Below are 12,937 nucleotides of genomic sequence, written 5' to 3' on the forward strand. Positions count from 1 at the left end.
CGGTTTGGTAACGTTAGCCAATTGGCGAAACAGGTAGCTTCCCGGACCAGTCAGGCTGGTCAGAGTAAACGCCATTTCACCGGTAGGCATAACGGTCGCCAATCCAACCTTTGCCCTACTCCCATTCCCAGGCGTCGTCGTTGATAAGTTCGGCGATTACTGCCGTCCAGCCGGTTTGATGACTGGCACCAATACCCTGTGCTGTGTCACCGTGGAAGTATTCGTAAAACAGTAGTAAGTCTGCGTTTTCGGGACGTTGATAGAACGGGCTAAACGGACCATGTATGGGTCGGTGGCCCGATTCATCAGCCTCGAACGTTGCCACGATGCGCTTGGCCAGCTCGTTGGAGACCTCCACCAGATTGAGCCGATTACCCGATCCGGTCGGAAATTCCACCGTGAGGGAATCACCATAGAACTGGTAGTACTTTTTTAGAGATTTGATAAACAGGTAATTGATCGGCATCCAAACCGGACCCCGCCAATTGGAATTCCCCCCAAATAACCCCGAATCGGAGTCGCCGGGAACGTACCTGACCGAGTGCACCTGCCCATCGAGTTGCACCGCATACGGGTGTTCTTCATGGTACTTCGACAAAGCTCGGACACCACCCGGCGACAGAAACTCGGTCTCGTCGAGCAGCAGGGCCAGCAGGTATTCAAGCCGTTCTTTCGATACCAGCGACAGCAGAATATCGCCATCGGGCGTTACCCGCTGGTCGGGCATGGGCAGGTTCAGGCCAGCGCGGTAGGTCTGAAAAAAACGTACCCGCTTCAGGAAGTCCGACAGCGGTTCGCTTTTATGCCGCTTGATAATCGAGACGGCAAACAGAACCGACAACCCCACGATAGACCGTACCCGCAATACCCTCGGCGGGGCCGTTGGCGAATAGATCCGATCGTAATAAAAATGATCCTCCTCGTCCCAAAGCGACTCATTCAGCGATTCGGAGATGAGCACAAACTGCTCGTAAAACTTGGTGGCAACATCCTCGAACGATGGATCATGGCGGCTAATCTCCAGCGCAATGTCCATCATATTCAGAGCATACATGGCCATCCAGGCCGTAGCGTCGGCCTGTTCGAGCAACGTACCCGGCGGCAGGTTGCTCCGGTCAATCACCCCAATGTTATCGAGTCCGAGAAAGCCCCCGGCAAATACGTTATCTTCTTCGGGGTCGAGCCGGTTTGTCCACCATGTGAAGTTGATGAGCAGTTTTTGAAAGACGCGTTTCAGAAACTGAATGTCCTCATTCTTATAAATTGCCCGTTCGAGCCGGTACACCGACAACGCCGCCCAGGCATGCACGGGCGGGTTCACATCCGAGAACTTCCACTCGTAGGCGGGCATCTGCCCGGCCGGGCTCATGTACCACTCACGCATGAGCAGGATCAGCTGGTTTTTGGCAAACACCGGGTCAACCATGGCCAGTGGAACCGTGTGAAAAGCCAGGTCCCAGGCCGCATACCAGGGATATTCCCATTTATCGGGCATGCTGATCACGTCTTCGTTGTTGAGGTGTCGCCAGGTATGGTTACGCCCCAGCAGCCGCTCGGGCGGCGGCGGCGGATTCCCCGGATCGCCCCGCAACCAGTGCGGAATATCGTAGTGATAGTATTGCTTGGTCCAAAGCAGCCCGGCTAGCGCCTGCCGCTGAATACGCTTCAAATCGGCCGACGCACCAGCAGGAACCAGGGGTTCATAAAAGGCATCGGCTTCGGCTTTCCGGTCGGCAAATACCTGATCGAAGGTCGCATCGAAGGGCTGCGTCTGGATGGTCTTGCACAGCCGGAGGGCAATGGTCCAGGTTTCGCCAGGGGCCACCTCTTTTTTGTAGACCGGTGCGAATTTGGTTCCTGTTTCGTTTTCCCGCAGCAGGTCGCAGAGGTAGTCGTTATGCTCGGCAACGGCTTCGTGGAACGCGTCTTTCACGAAAGGCGACCCATTGGGCATACCATACAGCCGCTTCGTATTCGACTCGTTATCAGTCATCAGACTAATGTCGACCGGCTGGTAATACAGGTAGTAGTTGCCCGCCCGGAAGTGCGACAGAAAGACGTTCCCCGCCGTGGGCATATCGGGTCGGCGGCTGATGGTTGGTTTGGCAAATGTTGGATCGAAGGCCCATCGGTTGCGGCACCAGAGTGTTGGCAGCACCGTCAGCGGGGCCGACTCGGGGCCGTGATTGGTTACCGAAATCCGGATACAGATATCGTCGGGGTTGTTCTTAGCGTATTCAACCAGCACATCGAAATAGCGACCGTCCTCGAAAACACCGGTTTGCAGAATCTCGAATTCAGGATCGTTCCGGGTACGTTGCCCGTTTTCGTGCAACAGCCATTCGTAGGGAAATGCCGCCTGCGGGTATTTGTACAGCCCTTTCATGTACGAGTGCGTGGGCGTGTTGTCGAGGTAGTAATACAACTCCTTGACGTCTTCGCCGTGGTTACCCTCGTTGTTGGTAAGGCCAAACAGGCGTTCCTTTAGCAAGCCATCGTTTCCGTTCCAGAGGGCCAGACCGAAGCAAACATTCATACGCCGGTCAGCAATCCCCATCAGGCCGTCTTCGCCCCATCGATACACCCGGCTACGGGCCTGATCGTGTGAAAACGAGTTCCAGGCGTCGCCATTAGCCGAATAGTCTTCGCGTACAGTTCCCCACTGACGATCAGCCAGGTACGGCCCCCACTTTTCGAGCGGCACGGCCTTTTTGGCATTTTCCTGTAAGCGGTCTAATTCTGGATTCATGTACTTACAATTTACGCTATGCGAGTTACCCCGCACAGAACCGATTTACGATAAGGCTGTTCATTCCCATCAGTTTATCCCCCGTCCGAGAAGCTTTCCAGTACGGTCATGCCGCCGTCGATGAAGATGCTGGCACCGGTGATGTAGTCGGAATCGTCGGAGGCCAGGAAAACGGCGAGGTTGCCAATGTCTTCGGGTTGCCCAATGCGGTTGTAGGGGATGAGCGTCATCAGCGAATTCAGCGCCTGCGGCGTGCTCCACGCACCGGTATTGATGGGTGTTTGAATGGCTCCCGGACAAATGCTGTTGACCCGAATCTGCCGGTCGCCGTATTCCTGCGCCAGTGATTGCATCAGCATTTTAATGGCTCCTTTCGAGGCCGCATAGTTTACGTGCCCTGCCCACGGAATAGCCTCGTGGACTGAACTCATGCAGATGATTTTGCCCGTTGCCCGCGACACGTCCGGCCGTGGCCCGCGGCGCAGAAACTCGCGAATGGCCTCACGGGCGCACAGAAACTGCCCGGTCAGGTTCACGTCAATCACCGTTTGCCATTGCGCCAGGGTCAATTCGTCAAACTTTGCGTCGCGCTGCAGTCCCGCATTATTCACCAGAATATCGATTGTACCGAAGTGATCTACAACCTGCCTGAACATGGCCTGTACCTGATCTTCTTTCGACACGTCGCCCTGAATGGCCAGCGCATCAACACCGTAGCTTTTGATTTCGGCCACCAATGCATCGGCATCTTCCGGCTTCGACACGTAATTGATAATGACGTTGGCACCAGCCTGTCCCAGCGACTTAGCTACCCCTGCACCAATTCCCGAATTGGCCCCGGTTACCAGCGCCGTCTGGCCCGACAATTTTTTATCACCCATAGTGTTATGTGGTCGTAAACGCGTTGATTCCACTCCAACTACTTCAATTTGGGCTGGATAGTTATAACCGTTGCCTTGAATTAATAGCTTTCTAAGTTTTGCGGATGGTTTTAGGGGAAGCAAACGAACTGACTATCATGACCGAAAAACCAAATCCAGAAGCCGGCGAATCAACCATCGCCCAGTCGACAGTCCCCCACGGCCCGCCACCCGGCCATTTCCTAAAATCAATCGATGAGGATACGGACGTTGATAACAGCGAGATCAACGACGAATCGGATGGCATGGAGAAGCCCGATTTCTTGGGCAAAACGAACCACGAGAACCGCGACGAGTAGCTGTCAGCGTATGTTCAGCTCGCCAGCGTGGTGAGCTGAACATTTTGCCTGAACAGTGAATTCTCACTACATGTCTCACCGACCAGCCATCAACGTTCTCTGGTTCAAACGCGATCTGCGTCTACGCGACCATGCGCCGTTACAGGCGGCCATTGCCACAGGCAAGCCACTGCTGCTGCTATACTGTTTTGAGCCGTCGGTGATGGCCGACCCTAATTACGACATGCGCCACTGGCGGTTTGTGGCCGAGTGTCTTGCCGACCTGAACCGACAGTTGCCGAAGCTGATGCAGACTACAGTTGCTCCACAGGTACGTACCCACGAATGGCTGCCGTTTGTGTTCGATGATGAACCCGTTGAAGCAACCAGTGAAGCCGTTACCGGCCAGCCACGGGTATGGGTTTTTCAACGCGACGTACTGGAGGTGCTGGGTACGTTGCATCAGCTATTCACGATCGATACGCTGTTCTCGCATGAAGAAACCGGTTTGAAAGTGACGTATGACCGTGACAAAGCGATTGCCCGTCACTGCCGCGAGCAGGCAATTAGCTGGCAGGAGTTTCAGTGCAACGGCGTTATTCGTCGATTGAAAAACCGCGATACCTGGGCCGACGATTGGCAGAAAACCATGCGTGCTCCCCAGCAACACCCCGACCTTGCCCGATGGCGACCCGCTAACGTACCCGACGACTGGTTTGAGGCGGAGCGTGGTCCTGACCTACCGGCGAGCTGGCACGTACCTGACTCACTTTTTCAGCCGGGCGGCGAACAGAACGCCTTTCGCTACCTCGACAGCTTTCTGACCGAGCGTATCGCCCACTATGCCAAATCGATCTCCAAGCCACTCGAAAGTCGGCGCGGATGCAGCCGGGTGTCGCCTTACATTGCCTGGGGTTGCCTGAGTATCCGGCAGGTGTTTCAGGCGCAGTTGCTGACGGCAAAGAACCCACCGCAACCTGGACTTGGCCGGCAATTCAGCGCCTTTGCGTCGCGCTTACGTTGGCATTGCCACTTTATTCAGAAATTTGAGAGCGAAGACCGTATCGAATTCGAGAATGTAAACCGGGCCTTCGACGCGCTCACTAAAAATCAAAACCCAGCGCATTATGCCGCCTGGCACGATGGCAAAACGGGCTACCCGATGATCGACGCCTGCATGCGCTGCCTGACTGCCACGGGCTACATCAATTTCCGGATGCGGGCCATGCTGACCTCTTTTCTGAGTCATCACCTGCTGCAGCACTGGAAAGAGGGCGCGCTGCACCTGGCCCGGATCTACACCGATTTCGAACCGGGTATTCACTACGCCCAGATTCAGATGCAGGCAGGCATGACGGGCACCAACACCGTCCGGATTTATAACCCTGTGAAGCAATCGCAGGAGCACGACCCAACCGGGGTGTTTATTAAACAGTGGATTCCAGAGCTGGCCAACTGCCCCGTGGCCTACATTCACGAACCCTGGACCATGCCCCCGCTGGAACAGAACATGGCCCATTTTCACGTCGGCCTCGATTATCCCGCGCCCATCATCGACATTACGCAAACAGGCCGCGAAGCCCGGATAAAGCTGCACGAACCCCGCAAAACAGAGGCAGCCAAGACCGAAAAGGAGCGTATTTTAAAACGGCACACGATACCCGGCACGCATCCCGCTGCTAAATCGTAAACCCGTACCTTTACCGCCCGCGTTACCTTAGTTTTTACCTCTCCAGTGTCGCGCTATGAAAAATTCTAACGTTTCGTTCTACCTCGGTTTGGTTCTATCTGCGCTTGTTCTGCTCAACCTCGGCCTTTGGATTTACGCGGCAACCCGTGTCGGCCTGTCGTTCGAACAGGCCCGGCAAACGTACCTGGGCTATTTTCCCGATTTCCTGCAACACCCAACGCTGCTGACCCTGCTCAATGTAGCCCTATGCAGCCTTTCGCTCTTCCTCCTGATCCGAATGGGCGAGTCACTCAGCCGCCTGGCGAATCTGATTAGAATACCGACGGTCGTGATCAACACCATTCTGATCGCCTGGAATGTGTTCTCGCTTATGTAGGCAGTTCGAGAACGATTTTGCCAATATGCTCGCTGCTGTTCATCAGGTCTTGTGCCTGCGCAGCATCGGCCAGCTGAAACGTACGGTACACAACCGGTTTTAATCGACCATTCACCAATAACGGCCAAACGTGGTGCGTGACCGCTTCGGTTAGGGCGGCCTTGAAGTCATCGTCGCGCGGTTTCAGCATACTCCCGCTAATTGTAGCCGCTTTTGCATCAGCGTCGGAATATGTAGCTGACTTTCGGCTCCCTGCATGGCGTTGATGAACATCAGCCGACCATCAAGCGCCAGCAACCGCAGGTTTTTGGCCGTGTACTTGCCGCCTACCATATCCAGCACCACATTAATGGGAATGCCGTTGAGTGCCTGCTCGAAATCGTCTTTCTTATAATTGACGCAACGGGTGGCACCCAGGTCTTCACAGGCTGCGCATTTGTCGTCGCTCCCGGCGGTGGCGTAAACCGGCGAACCGAGCGCTTTGGCCAGTTGAATTGCCGTAACGCCAATGCCGCTACTCCCGCCATGCACCAGCAACGATTCGCCGGGACTCAACCGCCCCCACTGAAACACCGTCGACCAGACCGTCATGACGGCTTCGGGCAACGCAGCCGCTTCAATACAAGTAAGTTCAGACGGAACAGGGAGACAATGCCGATGATCAACGGCCACATACTCAGCGTATCCACCACCACTCACCAGCGCGCATACGCGTTGCCCTACCCGCCAGCGATCAACGCCGGGGCCGCACTGATCAATTACACCGGCCACTTCTAGCCCCGGAATCTGCCCCGTCGGATCAGTTCCGTAGCCGCCCTGTCGCTGAAGCAGATCACTGCGGTTAATGCCTGCAGCCTGTATCCGAATCAGCACCTGACCCGCAGCGGGTTTGGGTATAGGACGATTTTCGAGCTGTAAAACAGACGAATCACCGGGGCGTGTAATACTAATTGCGTGCATAGAGTTGAACTGGCTTTAGACAGACTAACTGACTGGCGAGCAAAATGGTCAGACGGGTAGCTTTAAAATCGGGCTACTGAATAGACTATTCTGCTGTTGGCACCTGAAATTCAGGCCACTATAGTAGGTATTACCTTACGATGGTGTCGATCCTAATAGGGGCTATATACGCATTCGAAAATGGGAAAGCCCAGAAAAGCTGTCCGGCCGCGAGAGACTATAGGGGCCATCAACGTCACGGTCAGTACTAAAAGTCGGGTGTGGCACCAACCCATAAGCAGCAGTAAGGGTCTTAACGCTTGGTACCAATCTGTATGTCGTTGACGTGTTCCGTCACTGCAACAGGCTAATCCTGATGTATACACCCTTTCTCAACGCATATCTACGATGAAAGCCACTTATTTACTTATTGCCTTTAGCTGCCTGACTACCCAGTTGGTACTAGCTCAATCGACACCTAAGCGCTCCTTTATGATTGGGCCGACGGTTGGCGTCAACAAGACCAGTTACGTCGACGAAGACATACACTTAAACTATACACAAATTCATATTCCCACTAGTGCTTATGGCGGTCTGGATGCCTCGTATCAGGTAAACCGCTGGTTGGTGGGCGCTAAATTGCTTTACCAGCGTCAGACGCTCCAGGCTTCGTTCCTGGCTTCTGATTATTATATCGACATTACTAACCCCGATCCCAACCGAGTGTTCCGGTTCGATTCTGAGTATCACCTCATCACCGCGCCGCTGTCTATTGGCTACCGACTCGCGCCAAATAGCCGTTTGCAATGGTATGTAGGCGGTGGAATTGCGTTCGAGTACAGGGCCCAAACGGGGAAACGAACCACGTTTACGTCGGCTGGCAGTACTACAACTACCGATACGGGAATAGTTGCCCCACGAGTTGAACTGGGGTATGGCGTACAAACAACGCTACGGTACGCGGTTACGCCACAAGTTACGTTTCAACTTGAACCGGCTGTTCGCTACAATCCAGCCGGCAACTACCAGATTCGCGACTCCTATCAATACCGGGGGGCTTTTGCAGTATTAGTGAGCCTATAGCCGAATAATACTGGCTGATTGGCCGCCATCGCTCCGATTACCCCGTCAGCGCTGACGAACTGTGAACGATTTTTCTGTCCTGTTCATGGTATAATTCACCCGGCCGGTTGTTTGGTTGGTAGCCCGTCAGATACTAAACAGGGAGACTAATCGATTTCATGAAACGTTGGTATTCGGTATTTCTTGCCCTCTTACTCGTGCTGGTATTCAGGCAGGGAAGCGGGCAGTCCGTGTCTTCAACGACGGCCGAACCGCCCCTCTTAGCAACAGGAAGTACAACTACCAACAGCGACGAACTCAGCGCGACGGGCCTGCTCAGACAGGTTCAAGATACTGATTACCCGTACTGCACCCTACACATTGATCTGGCGGGGCGGCCAACGCCCGGGCAATTTGTCATTAATCTGAACGAACTGCCAGCTATTCGCCTCAACACCCTCACCAGCCTGATTGGCAAACCAGTGTCGTTTCGGTATACCAGCAAGCGCAGCCATACCCTCCTCGACATTCAGATCAACGGCAGGTCGTTGCTGACTACTGATCCAGCAATAGTAACGGCGTCGGCCAGTAAAGTGACGGGCGTGCTTGGGGTCGATGGACTTACCACCGGCGACGAACCCGATCGGTTACTCATTACAGCCCCCAACGGAGCCATTACCGAATTCCGCTACTACATTTCGAGTGATCTGCTGGAAGTGAACGGCACAACAGTCGACGCGTTTTACAATACCCGGACGGTACACACCATTAAGGCGCTGCAATCTGTAAACTAACAGCAATGGTCAACGTCAAGTGGCTGATTGATAGCTTATTAACCAAAAGACGTTCACCCTAAACCAGCCATACGCAGGTACATCGATTACTTGTTTTAGATAAGATTCGGCCTGCTATTTTTGTCGTTTCACCAATCAGCAGGACCTTGCCGCCCGGTTACTTCGCTGATGAGTGTAACCAGACATACCCTACCCATTCTGACGAATCAGGCTTTCGGGCCTTACACCGTGCATAACCAGCAACGTACCCAGCTTTTTACACTCGCGCTACTGCTGCTGGTCAACGTACCCGGACTGGCCCAGTTGCGGTGCGCCGACCCCGTGTCGTTCACGCCCGTTAGTCAGCCTAACCGAGTCGAATGGAGCAAATTTCCGGCCTTTTCCCTCCCCGACGCGTTTACTATCATTTACGGCGGAGCCCGCCTGACCGGCGACGCCAATGGCCCATCGACCCACGGTTTCAACCGGCTGGTGCGGCCGGTGGCAGGCGAAAACCCGACCCGGCAACAGCGGGCGTTGGAATACGCCGGCTTCGTCTACGGGCTGAATCAGCCGTGGGAAACGCTCGAAAGTCCGTGGGGGAATGACATGGCCCTGTACCGTACCAAGTGGGATAACTGGCTCCGCGACGTCTCGGGCGGTCAAACCAACGCAGCAGGCCAATTCGTTCTCCCCGCCGACGTGCTGATGGTCGATATTGAACGGCAGATTGACACCGACGCCGGTATTCTTCGACTGAAAACAAACCCCGCCATACCCACCCAGTACCGCGCCCTGCCCGACGCTGATTTCCTGCGTACCTATAAAAATGACATGGTGGCCCTGTACGCCTACGGACTGCGTTACCTTCGCGAGCGGGCCGATCTAACGCAAACCCGCGTTAGCACCTACAGCGACGTACCCATTCGTAACACGTACCTGAACGTAGTGGCCAACGCCTGGACCGACTGGACCACCAACGCAACCCGCCTCAGTTACCTCACAAAAGAGGGGACAGGAACAGCCGTGGGCGGCTACTTCTATGAGCAGCTCGACTTTCTGGCTCCGTCGGTCTACTACTATTACAACCGCCCCAGCCCACTCGCCGGCGACTACCTGGCTTACATGTTGTTTCAGATTGAAGCGAATCGGGCCTGGAGCGCCAAGCCGGTAATTCCGTTTGTCTGGATGCGGTTTCACGACTGCTGCGGCAATTACCCCACGTTTATTCAGCCGCAAATGGCTGAGGCTACCGCCATTTTCCCCTTGTTGGCCGGCGCGAAAGGCCTCTGGTTCTGGGACCAGCTGAGCCTGTCGACCACCCGGCAAGATATACACGCGGCCTACGAGCATTTTATTCACGGACTGTATCGACTCTCGCAGTTCAACAGTCAGTTTCAGGGCACCTACGAATTGGTGGCCGAAACCAACGCACGCGACCTGATGAACAGCCAGCAACCCGTTTGGCGGGGCGTGTTCAGCAACAACAAACTACTGATTGCCGCCCAAAATCCGTATGCGGCAGATAACCAGCAAACAGTAGTTCCTATCCGCTACAAAAGCTGGCAGGGAAGCCTGACGCTGACCGGCCGCGACGTGGCGCTTTGTCAGTACGATCTGAGCCTGCTCGCCACCGAATCGCCCCTGCTGCCCGACCTGCGGCTCTATCCCAACCCCGCCCGGCATCAGGTAACGGTAGAGACCAGACAACGGGAAAACGTGGCCCTGATCGACGCGCAGGGACGGGTTATCCGCCAATTTGTGAACATTTCGGGCCCGCTCGTCATTGATATCAGTACGATCCCCGCCGGTCTGTACCTGGTACGCACCGGTGGCGTGAGCAAGCAATTGATCATAAACTAGTTTGCCTTTTTTGGTTTGGCGTTTCGCTGCTACTTCCCCATGTGGTTGGTTAGCAACGCAACGGCAAATCACAAACGGTAAACCTCTCTTCTTCCCATGAACCGCCTTAGCACTGAATCATCACCTTATCTGCTTCAACATGCCCATAACCCTGTCGATTGGTATCCGTGGGGGGAAGAAGCCCTGCAACGTGCGCGCGACGAAGACAAACCCATTCTAGTCAGTATTGGCTATTCGGCCTGCCACTGGTGTCACGTCATGGAGCGCGAATCGTTTGAGAACGAGTCGATTGCCCAGGCAATGAACCATCACTTCGTGTGCATCAAAGTAGACCGCGAAGAACGGCCCGACGTAGATGCCATTTATATGGAAGCGGTGCAGGCCATGGGTGTTCAGGGCGGCTGGCCGCTCAACGTATTCCTGATGCCCGATGCCAAACCGTTCTATGGCCTCACTTATGCCCCGCCCCAAAACTGGCATAACCTGCTGAACGGCGTTCGGCAGGCGTTCGACGACAACCGGAGCCAGCTTGCCGAGTCGGCGGAGGGGTTTGCCAATCACCTGAACTCGTCGGAAACGGAGCGGTTTAAGCTGAGCAATACCGATCCGATCTACGCCCTTGAAACGGTGGAAGCCATGTACCGCAAGCTGGCCTCGCGCTTCGACATTGAGGATGGCGGCACGGGCCGGGCCCCTAAATTCCCGATGCCCGCGCTCTATGGCTTTCTTCTTCGCTACGCCGACCTCACCGGCGACCCCTCGGCTTTCAACCAGCTAGTGCTCACCCTCAACCGCATGGCGCTGGGTGGCATCTACGATCAGATTGGCGGCGGTTTTGCGCGGTATTCAACCGATCGTTATTGGTTTGCGCCGCATTTCGAGAAGATGCTGTACGACAATGCGCAACTGCTGACGCTCTACTCCGAAGCCTTCACGCTGACCGGCAACAAACTGTACAAAGACACCGTGTACGGTACCATCCGCTTCATGGAACGCGAGTTACTCGCGCCCGAAGGCGGTTTCTTCTCGGCCCTCGACGCCGACAGTGAAGGCATTGAAGGCAAATTCTACACTTGGCAGGCCGACGAATTGCAGCAGGTGCTGGGCGACGACTACGACTGGTTCGCGAAGCTATACACCATCACGCCCGAAGGTGCCTGGGACATTGGTCATGGGCATGGCCGGACGAACATTCTGCACCGCACCGAAACGAACCCCGCTTTTGCTGATCAACAAGGCTGGTCCGCCGCCGAACTGGATCAGAAACTGGCTGATACACACCGGAAGCTGATGGCCGTTCGCGATCAACGAATTCGCCCCGGCCTAGACGATAAGATTCTGTGCTCGTGGAACGGACTGGCACTAAAAGGGTTGGTAACGACCTACCGCGTTTTTGGCGAACCCGATTTCCTGACGATTGCGTTGCGGCTGGCCTTCTTCATCAACCAGACACTGACCGACCAGCGCAATGGGGGCCGCCTCTGGCACACCTACAAAAAGAAAGAAGGCGAGCCCGGCCGTGCCCGGCAAATCGGCTTTCTCGACGACTACGCTACGGTAATCGACGGCTATCTGGCGCTGTATCAGGCTACGTTTACTGAAAGCTGGCTCACCGAAGCCGACAAGCTGACGCAATACGTTCTCGCGCACTTCGATGATCCGGGTACGTCGGAAACAGGCGCAGATGCCGTGCCCGATCCACTGTTTTTCTTTACCGATAAATCGGGCGAAGAGTTGATTGCGCGTAAGAAAGAGCTGTTCGACAACGTAATCCCGGCTTCGAACTCGATCATGGCGCACAATCTCTACACGCTCAGCCTACTGCTGGAACGCCCCGACTACGGGCAGCGGGCCGACGCCATGCTTGGGCTGATTCAGCCGCTGATGACCAATGAAGTCAGCTACCTGACCAACTGGGCGTCGCTGTATGCCATGCGGGTACGTCCTACTTCCGAAATAGCCCTCGTTGGCCCCGAAGCCATGGCCTATCGGCAGGAAATTGACCGGCAGTTTTTCCCTAATAAAGTTATTGCCGGCACACACAACAGCAGTTCGTTACCGTTGCTGCAACAACGTGGCACGATTAACGACCAAACCGCGATTTACGTGTGCTACAACCGCGCGTGTCAACTCCCCGTTACCAGCGTAGAGGCCATGTGGAAAATCGTGAAGTGAGTTCAGCTAAACAGGTAAAAGCCGCCAGTCGAAAGACTGGCGGCTTTTTTAGTATCTAAGGCAGCTCGTACAGATCTGACGGGAGATAGAGTATGTGTTTCCCCACAACCTG

The 12,937-nt window shown here is 55.1% G+C and carries 11 protein-coding genes; 7 read left to right on the forward strand and 4 right to left on the reverse strand.

What is annotated here, in order from left to right; translation table 11 throughout:
• Positions 1-115: 115 nt before the first annotated feature.
• Positions 116-2,749 (reverse strand): MGH1-like glycoside hydrolase domain-containing protein, encoded by a 2,634-nt coding sequence (locus F7231_RS20700; protein ID WP_166693388.1) that lies wholly within the window; start codon positions 2,747-2,749, stop codon positions 116-118.
• A 74-nt stretch (positions 2,750-2,823) separates the two neighbouring features.
• A complete protein-coding gene (locus tag F7231_RS20705; RefSeq protein ID WP_085412913.1) occupies positions 2,824-3,630 on the reverse strand; it encodes an SDR family oxidoreductase in 807 nt (268 codons plus the stop codon).
• Positions 3,631-3,767: 137 nt separating this feature from the next.
• Between F7231_RS20705 and F7231_RS20710 the strand changes: the two genes are divergently transcribed.
• From F7231_RS20710 to F7231_RS20720, 3 genes are all read left to right on the forward strand, one after another.
• The gene (locus F7231_RS20710; protein ID WP_157510630.1) at positions 3,768-3,968 is read left to right on the forward strand and encodes a hypothetical protein; all 201 of its coding nucleotides are present in this window, start codon (positions 3,768-3,770) and stop codon (positions 3,966-3,968) included.
• 70 nt (positions 3,969-4,038) lie between these two features.
• Entirely contained in the window at positions 4,039-5,637 is a 1,599-nt protein-coding gene (locus tag F7231_RS20715; RefSeq protein ID WP_166693389.1) for a cryptochrome/deoxyribodipyrimidine photo-lyase family protein, read from the forward strand.
• A 55-nt stretch (positions 5,638-5,692) separates the two neighbouring features.
• The gene (locus F7231_RS20720; protein WP_166693390.1) at positions 5,693-6,013 is read left to right on the forward strand and encodes a hypothetical protein; all 321 of its coding nucleotides are present in this window, start codon (positions 5,693-5,695) and stop codon (positions 6,011-6,013) included.
• Here F7231_RS20720 and F7231_RS27775 read toward each other — a convergent pair.
• Positions 6,006-6,203, reverse strand: a complete 198-nt coding sequence (locus F7231_RS27775; RefSeq protein WP_310589363.1) for a zinc-binding dehydrogenase — start codon at positions 6,201-6,203, stop codon at positions 6,006-6,008. The two genes, F7231_RS20720 and F7231_RS27775, sit on opposite strands and share 8 nt — an antisense overlap.
• A complete protein-coding gene (locus F7231_RS20725) occupies positions 6,197-6,973 on the reverse strand; it encodes an NAD(P)H-quinone oxidoreductase (RefSeq protein WP_310589364.1) in 777 nt (258 codons plus the stop codon). The genes F7231_RS27775 and F7231_RS20725 overlap by 7 nt, the downstream gene beginning before the upstream one ends.
• A gap of 387 nt (positions 6,974-7,360) precedes the next feature.
• Between F7231_RS20725 and F7231_RS20730 the strand changes: the two genes are divergently transcribed.
• From F7231_RS20730 to F7231_RS20745, 4 genes are all read left to right on the forward strand, one after another.
• Positions 7,361-8,035 (forward strand): outer membrane beta-barrel protein, encoded by a 675-nt coding sequence (locus F7231_RS20730; protein WP_085412908.1) that lies wholly within the window; start codon positions 7,361-7,363, stop codon positions 8,033-8,035.
• A 158-nt stretch (positions 8,036-8,193) separates the two neighbouring features.
• Positions 8,194-8,808: a hypothetical protein gene (locus F7231_RS20735; protein ID WP_166693391.1), complete on the forward strand. Its 615-nt coding sequence runs from the start codon at positions 8,194-8,196 to the stop codon at positions 8,806-8,808.
• Positions 8,809-8,976: 168 nt separating this feature from the next.
• Positions 8,977-10,650, forward strand: a complete 1,674-nt coding sequence (locus F7231_RS20740) for a T9SS type A sorting domain-containing protein (protein ID WP_166693392.1) — start codon at positions 8,977-8,979, stop codon at positions 10,648-10,650.
• Between the two features lie 96 nt (positions 10,651-10,746).
• Positions 10,747-12,825 carry a thioredoxin domain-containing protein gene (locus F7231_RS20745; RefSeq protein WP_166693393.1) on the forward strand — a complete coding sequence of 693 codons (2,079 nt, stop codon included), beginning with the start codon at positions 10,747-10,749 and terminating at the stop codon, positions 12,823-12,825.
• The last annotated feature ends 112 nt before the right edge of the window (positions 12,826-12,937 follow it).

This window comes from Fibrivirga algicola, from assembly GCF_011742925.1.
GTDB classification, from domain to species: domain Bacteria; phylum Bacteroidota; class Bacteroidia; order Cytophagales; family Spirosomataceae; genus Fibrella; species Fibrella algicola.